15 protein-coding genes are annotated in these 15108 nt (G+C 27.2%); 10 read left to right on the top strand and 5 right to left on the bottom strand.

The features are described 5' to 3' along the window. Positions 1–85 precede the first annotated feature (85 nt). From sufB to CRU95_RS05705, 8 genes are read left to right on the top strand one after another with little or no spacing between them, the layout of a single operon-like run. Entirely contained in the window at positions 86–1519 is a 1434-nt protein-coding gene (gene sufB / locus CRU95_RS05740; RefSeq protein ID WP_164969739.1) for a Fe-S cluster assembly protein SufB, read from the top strand. A gap of 38 nt (positions 1520–1557) precedes the next feature. Continuing rightward, positions 1558–2298, top strand: coding sequence for a Fe-S cluster assembly ATPase SufC (gene sufC / locus CRU95_RS05735; RefSeq protein WP_013134682.1), 741 nt, complete (start codon positions 1558–1560; stop codon positions 2296–2298). Position 2299: 1 nt separating this feature from the next. Next, positions 2300–3337, top strand: a complete 1038-nt coding sequence (locus CRU95_RS05730) for a SufD family Fe-S cluster assembly protein (protein ID WP_129100181.1) — start codon at positions 2300–2302, stop codon at positions 3335–3337. Next, positions 3334–4512, top strand: coding sequence for an aminotransferase class V-fold PLP-dependent enzyme (locus CRU95_RS05725; protein WP_258238640.1), 1179 nt, complete (start codon positions 3334–3336; stop codon positions 4510–4512). The genes CRU95_RS05730 and CRU95_RS05725 overlap by 4 nt, the downstream gene beginning before the upstream one ends. Position 4513: 1 nt before the next feature. Further along, positions 4514–4921: a SufE family protein gene (locus tag CRU95_RS05720; RefSeq protein WP_013134679.1), complete on the top strand. Its 408-nt coding sequence runs from the start codon at positions 4514–4516 to the stop codon at positions 4919–4921. Further along, entirely contained in the window at positions 4922–5263 is a 342-nt protein-coding gene (locus CRU95_RS05715) for a metal-sulfur cluster assembly factor (RefSeq protein ID WP_129100179.1), read from the top strand. A gap of 46 nt (positions 5264–5309) precedes the next feature. Beyond that, positions 5310–5594 (top strand): hypothetical protein, encoded by a 285-nt coding sequence (locus tag CRU95_RS05710; protein ID WP_129100178.1) that lies wholly within the window; start codon positions 5310–5312, stop codon positions 5592–5594. Between the two features lie 10 nt (positions 5595–5604). Next, a complete protein-coding gene (locus CRU95_RS05705) occupies positions 5605–5877 on the top strand; it encodes a hypothetical protein (RefSeq protein ID WP_129100177.1) in 273 nt (90 codons plus the stop codon). 13 nt (positions 5878–5890) lie between these two features. Here the strand turns inward: CRU95_RS05705 and CRU95_RS05700 are convergent, their stop codons facing one another. The 5 genes from CRU95_RS05700 to CRU95_RS05680 all read right to left on the bottom strand — a co-directional run bounded on the left by CRU95_RS05700 (position 5891) and on the right by CRU95_RS05680 (position 12214). After that, complete coding sequence (locus CRU95_RS05700) at positions 5891–7132, bottom strand: TolC family protein (RefSeq protein WP_129100176.1); 1242 nt, start codon at positions 7130–7132, stop codon at positions 5891–5893. Positions 7133–7140: 8 nt separating this feature from the next. Continuing rightward, positions 7141–10272 (bottom strand): efflux RND transporter permease subunit, encoded by a 3132-nt coding sequence (locus tag CRU95_RS05695; RefSeq protein ID WP_129100175.1) that lies wholly within the window; start codon positions 10270–10272, stop codon positions 7141–7143. 114 nt (positions 10273–10386) lie between these two features. Then, the gene (locus CRU95_RS05690) at positions 10387–11382 is read right to left on the bottom strand and encodes an efflux RND transporter periplasmic adaptor subunit (RefSeq protein WP_129100174.1); all 996 of its coding nucleotides are present in this window, start codon (positions 11380–11382) and stop codon (positions 10387–10389) included. Further along, complete coding sequence (locus CRU95_RS05685; protein ID WP_129100173.1) at positions 11383–11616, bottom strand: DUF2798 domain-containing protein; 234 nt, start codon at positions 11614–11616, stop codon at positions 11383–11385. Next, positions 11606–12214 carry a TetR/AcrR family transcriptional regulator gene (locus CRU95_RS05680; protein WP_129100172.1) on the bottom strand — a complete coding sequence of 203 codons (609 nt, stop codon included), beginning with the start codon at positions 12212–12214 and terminating at the stop codon, positions 11606–11608. Before CRU95_RS05680 ends, CRU95_RS05685 begins: the two co-directional genes overlap by 11 nt. Positions 12215–12361: 147 nt before the next feature. On the opposite strand from CRU95_RS05680, the gene CRU95_RS05675 reads away from it, so the two are divergent. Both CRU95_RS05675 and CRU95_RS05670 read left to right on the top strand, forming a co-directional pair. Then, a complete protein-coding gene (locus CRU95_RS05675; protein ID WP_129100171.1) occupies positions 12362–12757 on the top strand; it encodes a DoxX family protein in 396 nt (131 codons plus the stop codon). Between the two features lie 66 nt (positions 12758–12823). Continuing rightward, positions 12824–15058 (top strand): sensor domain-containing diguanylate cyclase, encoded by a 2235-nt coding sequence (locus tag CRU95_RS05670; protein WP_129100170.1) that lies wholly within the window; start codon positions 12824–12826, stop codon positions 15056–15058. The last annotated feature ends 50 nt before the right edge of the window (positions 15059–15108 follow it).

Raw genomic sequence — 15108 nt, 5'->3', positions numbered from 1 at the left:
TATAAATTACTAAACAGCTAATTAATATATATATGTTAAATTTACAAATAGGACAATATTAGTCCTATTTAGAATTGGAGAGATTATGAGTAATAATAAAATTCAAAATGTTATAAAAAATGACTACAAATTAGGCTTTGAAACCATTGTAAATTCAGATACATTTCCAAATGGTTTGAATGAAGATGTTATAAAAGCTATATCAAAAAAGAAAAATGAACCACAATGGCTTTGTGATTTTCGTTTGAAAGCTTATAAAAAATGGCTTACAATGGAAGAACCCGAATGGTCAAGTTTACAAATAGATAAAATAGATTATCAAGACATTTCATACTATTCGGCTCCAAAAAAAGAATTAGATTCTTTAGATGAAGTAGATCCAAGTATTTTAAAAACCTATGAAAAACTTGGAATTCCACTTGAAGAACAAAAAATGTTAGCAGGTGTTGCAGTTGATGCTGTATTTGATTCAGTATCTGTTAAAACAACTTTTCATAAAGAGTTAGAAGAATTAGGAATAATATTTTGTTCAATTAGTGATGCTGCAAATAAGCACCCTGAACTATTACAAAAATATCTAGCTTCTGTTGTACCAGCAGGAGATAATTATTTTGCCTGTTTAAATAGCGCTGTTTTCACAGATGGGAGTTTTGTATATATTCCACCAAAAACAAGATGTCCAATGGAATTATCAACTTATTTTAGAATCAATGCTTTAAATACTGGGCAATTTGAAAGAACATTAATAATTTGTGATGATGACTCTTATGTATCATATAATGAGGGCTGTTCTGCTCCAATGAGAGATAATAGACAACTTCACGCAGCAGTTGTAGAACTAGTAGCTCTTAAAAATTCACAAATAAAATATTCAACAATCCAAAACTGGTATCCAGGGGATAAAGATGGTAAGGGTGGTATTTTAAACTTTGTAACTAAAAGAGGTATTTGTAAAGGTGATAATTCAAAAATATCATGGACACAAGTTGAAACGGGGTCTGCTATTACTTGGAAATACCCTTCATGTGTTTTAAAAGGTGATAATAGTGTAGGAGAATTTTATTCAGTAGCACTTACTTCCCTAGCTCAACAAGCAGATACTGGTACCAAAATGATGCACATAGGTAAAAATACAAAATCAACTATTATCTCAAAAGGTATTTCAGCTATGCAAGGTTCAAATGCCTACAGAGGATTAGTAAGAGTTACAAAGGATGCTAAAAATTCTAGAAACTTTTCTCAATGTGATTCATTGCTTATAGGAAATACCTGTTCAGCACATACTTATCCATATCAAGAGGTAAGAAATGCAAGTTCAAAAATAGAGCATGAGGCTACAACCTCAAGAATATCAGATGAACAACTCTTTTATATAAGACAAAGAGGTTTAAGTGAAGAAAATGCAGTATCTTTAATAGTAAATGGATTTTGTAAAGAAGTACTTGATGAACTTCCAATGGAGTTTGCAGTTGAAGCTAGAGAGTTATTAAATATCTCTTTAGAAGGTAGTGTTGGATAGATTGAAAAATGAAAAATGAAAAATTTTAAGGAAATAGTATGCTTAGTATTAAAAATTTAAATGTAAAAATAGAAAACAATGAAATAATAAAAGATTTTAGTTTAGATATAAAAAAAGGTGAAGTACATGCCTTAATGGGAATAAATGGAGCTGGAAAATCTACCCTTGTAAAAGCTTTATGCGACCACTATGAATGTGAAGTTACATCTGGAAGTGTAGAGTTTAACGACAAAGATTTATTAGAACTTGACGCCAGCCAAAGAGCAAATGAAGGTCTTTTTTTATCTTTCCAAAACCCTATTGAAGTTCCTGGCGTAAATAATATGTACTTTTTAAAATCAGCCCTTAATGCAAAAAGAGAGTATCAAGGTTTAGAAGAGCTTGATGCTGCTAGTTTTTTAAAAGAGATAAAAGCAATAACAGCCGAGTTTGGTATTGATAATAAGATTTTAAAAAGAGATCTAAATGCTGGTTTTAGTGGTGGTGAGAAAAAAAGAAATGAATTATTGCAACTATTAGTTTTAAAACCTGATTTAATTTTACTAGATGAAATTGACTCAGGATTAGATGTGGATGCTATAAAACTTGTGGCAAATGGTATAAACTCACTTCTTGATGGTAATAGATCAGTATTGATGATAACCCATTATGATAAATTATTAGAGGCAATTAAACCTGATTTTGTACATGTTTTAAAAGATGGGAAAATCATTCAAAGTGGTGATTATTCATTGGCAGAGACTATTCAAGAAAAAGGTTACGAAGCAATAGGAGTGTAATATGAGAAATTTAGATATCAAAAACTTCCCAATTGCAAATAAAAAAATTGAAGAGTTTAGAAAGTGTAATGTTAAAAATATCACAGAACTAGAATTTAAAGAAAACAGTTTTAAAGATGTGTCAAGTTTTGATTTTGATTATTTAAAAATTGAAGGCTATAATAGAGTATTTTTTGCAAATGAAAAAATAAAAGAACAAAATTTAGTTGACAATATAACTCTTGAAAAAAACACAATAATTATAAATAAAGAGTGTAAAAATCCAATAGTGGTATTAAACTATTATGATGATGAAAATACAATTTTTGAAAAAGATTTAAAATATATAGTTGATAAAAATAGTGATGTTACAATATTTGAGATATTTATATCAAGCAGTAAAAAGAACTTTATAAATCAAAAAAGAGATTTTGATATAAATAATTCATCAAATGTGGAGTATGTATATTTACAAAAGATCTCTTTGGAAGATTTTTTAAATATTAAGTTTAATCCAATCATTCATGAAGATTCAAAGTTAAAATTCTTTAATTTTAATTTTGGGGCATTAAATGCTTATAATCAGTTTGATATAAATTTAGACTTTTTGAATTCAAGTTTTGACATGGAAGCTTTAACAAATATTGCACAAAAACAAGAAATAGCAAATATAGTAAGTACAATTCACAATGGTAAAAACACCTCAAGTAGTGTAAAAGCAAACCATATTTTAGATGAAAATTCCCATGGAATATTTGAAGTAAAAGCTAGAGTAAATAATGAAGCAAATAATTCAGCTGTAATACAAAACTCGCGAACAACGCTTCTGGGTGATGATGCCATAATAAATGCAAATCCAAGACTTGAAATATTTATTGATGAATTAACAGCAAGTCATGGGGCAACAACTGGTAGTTTGGATGAAGATATTTTATATTATTTACAATCAAGAGGATTATCTAAAAAGCAAGCTTCAAAAATGATGCTTGAAGCCATTGAGCATAGAATTTTAGATAAAATAACAAATGAAAAAATTAAAAATATAATAAAAGAGATATGATGTACAAAGATTATTTTCCTTATTTTAAAAATAGTAATATTGTCTATCTTGACAATGCAGCAACAACTCAAAAGCCACAAGTGGTTATTGATGAAATTGTAAATTATTATTCATCTTATTGTTCAAATACACATAGAAGTAATCATGGAAATGCAAATAAAGCAACACAAAATTACGAACACACAAGAGAAGTTTTAAAAAAGTTTATAAATGCAAAAGAAAAACATGAAATAATCTTTACAAAAGGTGTGACTGAAAGTATTAATTTTATAGTAAATTCATACGCAAAAAATAGATTTAAAAAAGTGATAATCTCTTCTTTAGAGCACCACTCCAATATTGTGCCATGGCAAATAGCTAATATAGATTTTGAAGTAGTAAAATGTAATGAAAATCTTGATTTTGATTACGAAGATTTTGAAAATATATTAAAAGAAAATCCTAACGCACTTGTATCTATTACACATATATCAAATGCCTTTGGGAAGATTCACGGCATAAAAAGAATAACTAACCTAGCCCATAAGTATGGTGCAAAAGTTTTAGTTGATGGAGCGCAAAGTTTAACTCACAAAAAAACTGATGTGCAAGATTTAGATATAGACTTTTTGGCAATCTCTTCACATAAAACTTTTGGACCAACAGGTGTTGGAGCTATTTATATAAAAGAGAATTTATTAAATGATATTTTACCTTATCAAACAGGAGGAGCCACAATCAATGATGTTACTTATGAGCGAAGTATATTACTTGACTCTCCTTTTAAATTTGAAGCAGGTACTCAAAATATAGCAGGTGTCATTGGATTTGGAAAAGCAATTGAGTTTATAGAAGAGCTTGGATATGAAAATATTGAAAAAAAAGAAATAGAGATTTACACATATCTTTATGAAGAACTGTTAAAAATAGATGATATTATTTTTTATAGTGACATAAAAAATTCTATTGGCTCACTTAGTTTTAATATCAAAAATATTATGGCTGAAGATGTGGGTATTTTAGTTGATAAAATGAGTATAGCTTTAAGATGTGGACATCATTGTGCCCAACCTATCATGAAAAGTTTAGGCATAGAAGGAACTATTCGAGTTAGTATTGCTTTTTATAATGAAAAAGAGGATATTGATAAACTAATTATTGCTTTAAAAAAAGCCATAACTATGTTAAAGGATTAAGATGAGTATTGAAAAAAAGATTGAAGAGTTTAAAGATGATTTGGAACTTTTTGATGATGAACTTGAAAAATATCAATTTATTATAGATTTGGGTAAAAAACTAAGCCCTTTGGATGAAAAAGAGATGGTTGAAGAAAATTTAGTGCAAGGTTGTACTTCTAAAGTATGGCTTGTAAAAGATAAAAAAAATGATGAATTAATTTTTAGAGCAGATTCAAATGCTGCTATTGTTAAAGGTTTGGTTTACATCATTACAACAATATTTTCAAATGAAAAAAAAGATGATATAAATACTCTAGATATAAATATTTTAGATAAATTAAACTTAACAGAGATAATAACACCAAATAGACAAAGTGGTGTACAAGGTATGATAAAAAAAATAAAAGAGTATGCGAAGGAAAAATAAATGGAAAATTATAATAAAGAAGAGATAACACAGCGAGTAGTTGGACAATTAAAACATATCTTTGATCCAGAGATTCCAGTAAATATTTATGATTTGGGATTGATTTATAAAATAGATTTACAAGAAAAAGATAAAATACTTATTTGTAATGTGGATATGACTCTTACAAGTCCAGGTTGTCCTGTTGCTGATAGTTTAGTCAATGATGTATCATATGCAGTAAAAGTAATAGAAGAAATAGAAGAAGTACATGTAAATCTTACCTTTGATCCACCATGGGACAAAAGTAAAGTTACAGATGATGGAAAAGATATAATGTTAGCAAATGGTTTCCTTATATAGATTTTATTATTTTTCCAATATAATGAGTATATAAGGAAGATTTCATATGGAAAAAACATCTAATAAGTGGTCTAAGTATATAAAAATAGCTGTTGTTTTATTAATACTAATTTTATGTTATTTATTTATTCCTTTAAATCAAAATAACTTTAGTAATACATATAGTTTAAGAAGTTCAAGTAAAAGTTCTGACCCAATTAAATTACAATTTAGAAGTGGATTTCAATATGACAAATATAAACCCCCTAAAAAAAGTACTTTTATGCAAAAACAAATGGAAGATAATGAAGAAGGTAAAAAACCAATTTTTTGGGATAATAAGAATAAATAAAAGGAACTAAATGGAAGAAAAAGAATCAAGTAATAAATGGCTATATATAATAATATCATTAGTGATAATTATATTAGTAGTTGCTTATATTCTTTTACCTAAAAGTTGGTCAAGTTTAGGAGATACATATAAACCAAGAACTGTAGAAAAAAATGGAGGACCAACTCCTACTTCTTTACAATTTAGAAACCCTTTTAAATATGATAACTATAAACCTGAAAAAAGAATTGAACCAAAACAAAGAGAACAAGGGCAAAAAGACAAGCCCTTGTTTTGGAAATAATAATATATTTTAACTACTTCTCTAAAATTCTATTTAAAGTTTCTATAGAAATATATTTATCATAATAAGCTTTATAGTAACTCTGTTTTGCTGCACTAAGTAAGTAGTTTGCATCAATTAAATCTGTATTATCGGATAATCCTTCTTGAAACCTGTTTTTAACTATTGTATAATTTTCTTTTGCTTGTTTAAGTGCTAATTCTGAGGTCTCAAAATTAGCTTTTGATACAGCAAGAGAAGAGAGTGCATTTTGATATTGAAGTTTTATACTTAATCTAATTTTTTCTAAATTTGCCACTGCTTTTTTTACTTGAATATTTTTTTTAATAATATCACTGTAATTACTATTCCCATTATACAAATTCCATGAAGCAGTTACATTCACCACTTCTTGTGAATCAGGATAGGAATCTCTTCCACCAATATTTTTATCATCTCCATATTTATTATATGAGATAGAAGCATCAACTTTTGGCATAAAAGTACTTCTTGAGCCAAAATATTGTTCTTTTATACTTTTTAAATTTAATTCATATGCTTTTATTTCACTTCTATTTTCTAAAAGTGCTACATCATAAGTAAAAATTTTATTTTGATTTATATTTAATTCTTCTATTTTTTCATTTGTTAAATCATAACCACCTAAAATATTACTCAAGGTATATAAAGAGATATTTAAATCTCCTTTTGCTTGAATTACACTTTGTTTAGCATTTAACATATTAACTTCAACTTTTAATAAGTCATTTTTCGAAACTAATCCCTGTATAAACTGATTTTTTGCATCTATGTATTGATTTTCAAATAGTTTATATGAATCCTCTTGAGTTAGAAGATTTTTTCTTTTATTTAAATAATCAATATATGCTTCTTTTGTACTTAATAAAATATCTTGCTTTTGTGCATTATAAGAAAATTTCGAAGCATTTCTTAAATATTTAGTACTATAAAGTTCACTAAAATCTTTAAAACCATTAAAAAGATTATAAGAAACTATTGCACTTGCAGTTGAATCTTCTTTTATTTGTCCAGGTATTTGGTTATTACTATTATTATAAGAATATGACAAATCAACTTTTGGCAAAAAAGCCGATTTTGATTTATTATAATCTTCTTTTGTCTCTTTATATTCATAATTACTTATTGCAATATCTAAGTTTTTTTCCAATGAGATATTTAAAACCTCATCGAGTGATATTGCAAATAAATTTGTTGCAACTAAAGATGACAATACTAAATATTTAATTCTTTTCATTTTTATCCTTAAGATTTACTAACATCAACAGGTCCCTTATTATTACCTCTTTTTACTCTTTGTTCTAATTTTATAAAAAACATTAAAAGCGCAGGAGTAACAAATATTGTAAATATTGTTGAAAATGCTAACCCACCTGTTATAACAGAACCTAAACCTCTATAAAATTCACTTCCTGGCCCTGGTATTAAAACTAAAGGTAACATACCAAATACAGAAGTTAAGGAACTCATATAAATAGGTCTAATTCTTGTTCTTGTAGCTTCTATTACTGCTTTTTTATGTTCCATTCCTTCATCTCTTATGTAATTTAAACTTTGGTGAACTATTAAAATTGCATTGTTTACAACAATTCCAACTAAAATAATAAACCCTAACATTGTTAATATGTCCAAGGGTTGGGGAGCAATAAATGTATTTGTAAGTTTTAATCCAATAAATCCACCTGCTGTTGCCAAAGGAACAGTGAACATAATAACTATAGGATATAAAAAATTACCAAATAATGAAGCCATAAGTAAATACACAATTACTAAAGCTAAAATAAAATTATCCATTAAAAGTTTTATGGTCTCAGTTAACTTGTCAGCTGTTCCAGAAATACCAATTTTAACACTATCTTTAACAATTCCCTTTTCTTTCATTCCTTTTAACATTCCACCAATTATTTTCATAGCTTCGTCTATTGTCATACCTTCTGGTGGTGTAACTTGTAAAGTAATTGTTCTTTTCCCATTTAAGTGTCTAATTTCTGAAATTCCAGTTGTTGAAATATATTCAGCTAAAGAAGAGACTGGTAGAATCATTCCATTAGGTAAAGCAAGCTGTGTTACCATAATATCTTCAGGTGTTTTGATGATATTTTCATCTGCTTTTAATATTAAGTCAATTTTCTTTTTACCATCTTGTTCAAAATCACCCACTTTTCTTCCACTCATAAGAACATCAACTGCAATACCCAATTCTCGAGAGCTAAGATCTAATGCTTTTAAAGCATCTCTATCTGGTTTGATTCTAGCTTCTGGATAAAGTAATTCTATAGATGGCACAGGTCGAACTTGACTACCTGGAATTGCTCCCATAGTAGCTCCAAAAAGTTGTGCCCCAATATTTGCAATATCTTCAATCTTTTCACCACTTATATCAATATCAACACTATTCCCCTCACCTATATCTGATTCGAATACACCTGATTGAAGAGAAACTCCAAAAACAGATGGCATTGAATTGACTATTGGAATAAACATTGGTATTAGTTCAGCCGCTCTATCTTCATGCATTGAAGTTCCACCAAAAAGAGTAAAGTCTCCAAAAGAGACATAAAAAGCTCTATTAAGCCCTGGAGTATTCCCCACATCTTTATTTATATAAGGTTCAACTTGTTTCATTAAATAAGTTCCCATTCCATATCTTTCATCGTATGAAAGACCAGGAGGAGTAATTAAAATATTAAAAATCAAATTTTTATTCCCTTTTGGTAAATAATCAAGTTTTGGGAAAAGAACATATATAGCACCAATAGAAAATATTGTTAAAGCCAAAATAGTCACTACTTTTGTAAATGTACTTCTTAATGACAATGTAACAATAGACATAATTAAATCAACCATTTTATGACCAAAATTTGCTATTGCACCAGCATCTTTTGGCTCTCTTTTTGACATTCCTGCAAATTTTTTCCAAAGCATTGGAATAACTGAAATAGAAACAAATAATGAGAATGTAACAGATGCTGTTACTGCAATAGCAATATCCTTAAATAATTGTCCAGCTTCATCTTGCAAAAATACAATTGGCAAAAATACTGCAATAGTTGTAAGTGCAGAAGCAATCAACGCACCCCAAACTTCACTTGCACCTTTATATGCAGCATCTGCCACACTCATTCCCTCTTTTCTATGCCTGTCAATATTTTCCAAAACAACAATAGCACTATCTACTAACATACCAACAGCAAAGGAGATACCAGCTAAAGAAATAGTATTTAAACTTCTCCCCATAGCATCTAATATAATAAATGTACCAATAATAGATATTGGAATAGCCACAGAAATAACAGCAGTAGGAGAAATGCTTCTTAAAAATAAAATTAAAATAAATATTGCAAGAACTCCACCTATAATAATATTTTTCTGTACTAAGTCAACAGAACCAACTATATATGGTCTTTGATCATATATCCATTGTATTTTTAGTTTTTTATCTTTTAAAATTCCAGCATTAAGTCTATTTACAACTTCTTCAACTTCATTTGTAAGCTCAACAACATTTGAATCTGCACTTGGTTGAACTCCTAAAAATATTCCATCTTCACCTAAATACATTGCAACACCATTTGCAGTTTCATAACCAAAATCAACTTTTGCTATATCTTTAATAGTGACTTTTTTATCTCTTGTTGAGATTAAAACTACTTTCTCAATATCTGTAGGTGATGTAAATTTATTCACAGTTCTAATTCGGTAGGCTCTTCTATTTATATTTTGAATACCAGCAGAAACATCAATATTTTCATTTTGAATAATTGAAATTACTTGTGAAATAGTCAAACCATAAGAAGCAAGTTTATTGGTATCAAATACAATCTGCATTTGTTTTTCTCTACCACCAATATCCATAGTTCCTGAAACACCATTTACTCTTTTTATAACTGGCTTTATTTCATCATTAAAAAAAGTTCTATACTCATCTATATGTCTTGGGTTATTATCAATAGTTTGCAACATCATCCAAATAACAGGACTTGCTGTTGCTGTTTCAATTATTGGTTCATCAACATTATCAGGATATGAACTTACTTCATTTAATTTATTTGAAACATCTTGCAAAGCAACTCTAATATCAGTAGATAATTTAAAAGTTAAAGTAATTTCACCTTGATTATCACTAGCTGACGATTCATATTTTTCCAAATTATTCAAACTTTTAAGAGCATCTTCTTGCTCTTCAATTATTTCTCTTTCAACTTCGTGAGGAGTTGCACCTGCCCAAGTTGTTGTAATCTTAATTTCAGGTTTTGTAACTGAAGGTGTTAATTGATATGGTAATTTAGAAAGTGATAAAAAACCAAACAATACTACGATTAAAACTGAAACAATAATTGTTACAGGATTTTTAATCGAAAACTTAATTAAATCCATTTTTCATTCCTTTAATTGTTCCCATGATTAAGGGAACATTTTCATTTCTAATTTCTTTTAGCAATGGAAAAATTCCATTTAAGAAACAAGTCCTAAAAGAGACAACAAGTATCTCTAGTTGTTTATTATTTTTACAGGGGAATTAGGGAAAACTCTTTCATTTCCTTTAGTAACAACATCTTGACCAACAGTTAATCCTTCAGCTTTAATAGCAACTTTACTTTCTAAGTATGCAATAACTTGTACAGGAATCATTTGAGCAATCATTTTATCATCTATAATAAAGACAATATTTTTTCCAAATCTTTTTATTACGGCATCTCTTGGAACTATAAGAGATTCTTGTTTAGCATTCTTTGATAAACTCACTCTTGCTTCTTGCCCATCAAATACAAACACATTTTTAGTATTAGCTTTAAATTTAACGGGGAAAGTTCTAGTTAATTTATCACCACTTGGAATTGCTCCACTCATTTTTCCTTTTAAAATATTTTCACCCACATTAATATCATAAATAGCACCTTTTTTTAAGCCATTAAAAATATTTAAAGGAACATTAAAAGTTATCTCAGCTTTTGATGTGTCTACTATTGAAAGTAATGCCGTTCCAGCATTTACCCACTCTCCTAAGTTTATTGATTTTTCAACTACTATACCACTATATGGTGCATTAATACTTTTTTTCTTTTTTTCTATTTCTAGTTCATTCAAAGTACTTTTTGTAGTAATTGCGTTTAATTTAATATCATCATATTGTTTTTGCGAAATAGATTTTGTCTCTAATAATTTTGTATATCTTTGATAATCTCTTTGTGCATTTAATGCATTTGCTCTTGCTGATTCAACTTGCGCATTTAAGATATCAGCATCAATTTGAACTAATGTCTTACCTTCTTTAACTATATCCCCTACTTCAAAATTTATTTTTTGAACAACCCCAGAGTTTTGTGCTGCTAAAACAGAATTTCTATCAAATTTTAATGTTCCTACAAACTCTTGCAAAGGATTTACTTCCCCTTTTATTATCTTTGTAGTTTCAACTAATGAGGGTCCACCAGCTGCATATAATGTTATTGATGAAAGAACTACAATTACTAATTTTTTAAACATTTAATATCCTTCTATTTTTATTAATTTATTAGTGATTTTATGCACAAGAGGTGCTACAACAAAGACAATAGGAAAAGCACAGATAAATGCTTTAACAAATGCTTCCATCCATTTGGACACAAATCCTTCTACAAGATCTAAGTTTATAAATGTAATTACAAAACTCATTATAAAACTCATTATTAGCGCCATAAAAAATGCAAAAACTATTCTTGCATATTTTTTATTTATCATCTTTTTTCTCCATAACTTCAAAAATATTATCTAAAAACTTTTCACAAGCATCTACTGCATTAAATTCCAACTGTGTCATTTTCATCAAAGTAAGACCTTTTTCAAAAATCATAATTCCATCTATAAAATTTCTAGCAATAGGTAATAGTTCATCATTTTTTATCCCTTCTTCAATTATCAAACTTAATTGATTTTTAAAAAAATTTGTACATGAGTTATTAAACTTACATCTTTTGATATTTTCTTCAGCTAATACAATTGATAAGTATTCTCTATATCCATTGAAATGCTTTAAATTTTCTTCTGAACTATTTGTTACAAACTTAAAAAGTTGAAGTACCTTATTTTTTATAATTTTTTCTTTTTTAATATTATTTATTATCTCATTATGTTGAAACTCAATATGCATATTTATTATTTCAAAAATTATGTCATCTTTATTTTCAAAATATTCATATATAGTTCCTTTCCCTATCTCTGCTTTTTTTGCGACATCTGCAACTGTTAAGTTTCTCATTCTCGCATCATGAACTAAATCAAAACACGCAAGTGCAATTTCTCTTCTTTTAATTTCTTTATTGATTTTTTTAGGACTCATAAACTTCCTTAAATAATTTGACTGACCGTCGGTCAAGTTTGAAAGTATATCTTTAAAATCTTTATTTAGTCTTAAGGTTGACCAAAGGTCAAGTTAATTAACCATTCATTAACTAATTTTAAATATTATACTAAAAAGGGACAAACAATGGATAATTCTTTGAATGAAAATTTAGCAAAATTATTTTTACGACTATTTTTAGGTTTTTTATTTATATTTCATGGATATGCAAAACTTATTCATGGAACATCTTTTATTGAATCTACTTTATTAGGAAATAACCTTCCACAGTTTCTTGTTTATGGAGTCTATATAGGAGAAATCGTTGCTCCTATCTTTATTATAATTGGATATTACACTAGGTTTTTTTCATTTGTAATTATAATTAATATAGTATTCGCAATATATCTAGTTCATAGTGCAGATTTATTTTCATTAAGCAAAAGTGGTGGATTAGCATTAGAATTACAATTTTTCTATATGTTCAATGCTTTTATTTTGATGATAATGGGACCAGGGAGATATTCTATAGATACAAAATAAATTGGCTTAATCAAAAATTATTAATTTAGTGATATAATAAATAACTTTTGATTAGGAATTGGCAATTTGAATAAAAATGTAAGTTATGTTTTTTTAAAAAGTTTAATATTTTTTAGTTTTATTTTTTTATTAGTTTCAATCACTTATATAAAAAACTTAGAAAATATTTATAAAAAAGAGATAAATAATGCTGTTGAATCAGAATTAAATCTCAAAATATCAACTGCAAAAAATAATTTTGTGACTTTAAAAAAAGACTTACTATATATTTCAGAAGTGTATGAACTTAACAAAGATTATTCAACTATAAAAAAAGAGTTATCAACTTTACTTGCATTAAAAAATTCTTATTTGGAAATTTGTTTTTTAAAAAATGATGGAACAAAACTATTAGAAATAAGAAATAAGAGGACGAGTAAACTTATAAATAATAAGTATCCATCTATTATAAAACAACTAAAAAAAGGTGATATTTACCTCTCACCAATAAAAATAGAAAAAGAAAGCAATAATCGTACTACTTTTAAAATGCCATTTCTAAATGTCATAACACCACTTTTTGATAAAGATAAACCTGATGGATTTTTGGTAATTAATTATCCTTTAACTGAATTATTTAGTATCTTCTCAAATTCAAATTTTGATTTAGAAACTCTAATTATAAACAAAGATAATTATATACTAAATCAAAAATTAAGTTCTAAATTTATATTTGATAAAAACTCTACATTTGATAATATTTACAAAAACTTATCAATTGAAATATCTAATAATTTGAATGACAATTTAAAAGGAACATTTAAAACTGATAATTTTCATGTCAATGTAAATGAGATTAATCTTACTTCGTGGATTAATAAAAACCCTAAAATACAACCACTAACACTAAAGTTAATTACAATAATTGATAATAATCTAATTGAAAATAGAGTAAATACTTATCTAAAAACAATCATGTGGTTAGCATTTTTATACTTTTTTATTGCAATGATTATTTCAATAATCTTTGCAAATTATAATACTAGAGAAAAAGAAACAAGACTCAGACTTAAAATTTCAGATAAGATGTTTGAAAACTCTCATGATGGAATTCTAGTTACAGATAAAGATAATAAAATTCAAAGAGTTAATAAATCTTTTACAAAAATCACAGGATATGAAGAAAAAGAAATTTTAAATAAAACTCCTAAGATACTAAAATCAACTGGATACCATACTAGGTTATTTTATAAAAATATTTGGGATAATCTAAATGAACATCTCCATTGGGAAGGTGAAATAACAAATATTAGAAAAAATGGTATGCCTTATACTGAGGAACTTAGTATTTCAAAAATATATACAGAAGCTAACGATTTTTTCTATATTGCATCATTTGTTGATATTACAGAAAGTAAAAAAAACAAAAAAATGATTGAAGATAAACTTGAAGAAAACAAAACATATCTTGAAATCATAAATGATTATTTGATTACTTTAAAAGTTGATATAAATGGCAAAATTTTAGATGTTTCTGATGCTTTTTGTTTGATATGTGGTTATTCAAAGGAAGAACTAATTGGACATAATCATGATATTTTAAGACATCCAGAAACACCAAATGAATTCTATTTTTCAATGTGGGATACTATTTATTCAGGGAAAAAATGGGAAGGTGAGATTAAAAATATTAAAAAAAATGGTGAGACTTATTATGTCCATACTAAAATTTCGCCCATGTATAATAATCTCAATACAATTACGGGATATGCATTAGTAGCTATAGATATAACAGATAAAAAAAGAATCGAAAAAATGTCAGTTACAGATGAACTAACTCAAACTTACAATAGAAGATATTTTAATTTGACAATAGAAAAAGAAATCCTAAGAGCAAAAAGGGATAACAAAACAATTGCTTTTGCTATTTTAGATGTTGACTTTTTTAAACAATACAATGATACTTACGGACATGATAAAGGTGACTATGCTTTGCAAAGTGTTGCTTTATGTTTAAGGGAGACTATTTTTAGAGCTAATGACTTTGCTTTTAGATTGGGAGGAGAAGAGTTTGGAATATTGACAACGGATATTACAACTACTAATTTTAGGAAAATATTAGAAAGAATAAGAACAAATATTGAAGATTTGAATATAGAACATTCTAAAAGTGAAGCATCAAAAAATATCACTGTATCAATTGGAGGTATCGTAATTAGTGCAAAAAATGCAACTAGTGTAAAAATATATAAACTTGCTGATAAATTACTTTACAAAGTAAAAAATGAAGGAAGAAATAAAGTTCTTGTTGAAGAAGCTTAAAAAAGTCTAAACTCTTTTTATCTAAAGGAACGATAAATGTATATAAAGTT

Source organism: Arcobacter sp. F2176 (genome assembly GCF_004116465.1).
Classification (GTDB): domain Bacteria; phylum Campylobacterota; class Campylobacteria; order Campylobacterales; family Arcobacteraceae; genus Arcobacter; species Arcobacter siniprincipis.
The sequence above is the reverse complement of the archived record's forward strand: the minus strand, read 5'-3'. Positions and strand labels throughout refer to the sequence as shown.

Excerpts from the sequence above, each read along its gene's own strand:
- sufB (WP_164969739.1), top strand. The coding sequence starts at position 86 with ATGAGTAATAATAAAATTCAAAATGTTATAAAAAATGACTACAAATTA.
- sufC (WP_013134682.1), top strand. The coding sequence starts at position 1,558 with ATGCTTAGTATTAAAAATTTAAATGTAAAAATAGAAAACAATGAAATA.
- CRU95_RS05730 (WP_129100181.1), top strand. The coding sequence starts at position 2,300 with ATGAGAAATTTAGATATCAAAAACTTCCCAATTGCAAATAAAAAAATT.
- CRU95_RS05725 (WP_258238640.1), top strand. The coding sequence starts at position 3,334 with ATGATGTACAAAGATTATTTTCCTTATTTTAAAAATAGTAATATTGTC.
- CRU95_RS05720 (WP_013134679.1), top strand. The coding sequence starts at position 4,514 with ATGAGTATTGAAAAAAAGATTGAAGAGTTTAAAGATGATTTGGAACTT.
- CRU95_RS05715 (WP_129100179.1), top strand. The coding sequence starts at position 4,922 with ATGGAAAATTATAATAAAGAAGAGATAACACAGCGAGTAGTTGGACAA.
- CRU95_RS05710 (WP_129100178.1), top strand. The coding sequence starts at position 5,310 with ATGGAAAAAACATCTAATAAGTGGTCTAAGTATATAAAAATAGCTGTT.
- CRU95_RS05705 (WP_129100177.1), top strand. The coding sequence starts at position 5,605 with ATGGAAGAAAAAGAATCAAGTAATAAATGGCTATATATAATAATATCA.
- CRU95_RS05700 (WP_129100176.1), bottom strand. The coding sequence starts at position 7,132 with ATGAAAAGAATTAAATATTTAGTATTGTCATCTTTAGTTGCAACAAAT.
- CRU95_RS05695 (WP_129100175.1), bottom strand. The coding sequence starts at position 10,272 with ATGGATTTAATTAAGTTTTCGATTAAAAATCCTGTAACAATTATTGTT.
- CRU95_RS05690 (WP_129100174.1), bottom strand. The coding sequence starts at position 11,382 with ATGTTTAAAAAATTAGTAATTGTAGTTCTTTCATCAATAACATTATAT.
- CRU95_RS05685 (WP_129100173.1), bottom strand. The coding sequence starts at position 11,616 with ATGATAAATAAAAAATATGCAAGAATAGTTTTTGCATTTTTTATGGCG.
- CRU95_RS05680 (WP_129100172.1), bottom strand. The coding sequence starts at position 12,214 with ATGAGTCCTAAAAAAATCAATAAAGAAATTAAAAGAAGAGAAATTGCA.
- CRU95_RS05675 (WP_129100171.1), top strand. The coding sequence starts at position 12,362 with ATGGATAATTCTTTGAATGAAAATTTAGCAAAATTATTTTTACGACTA.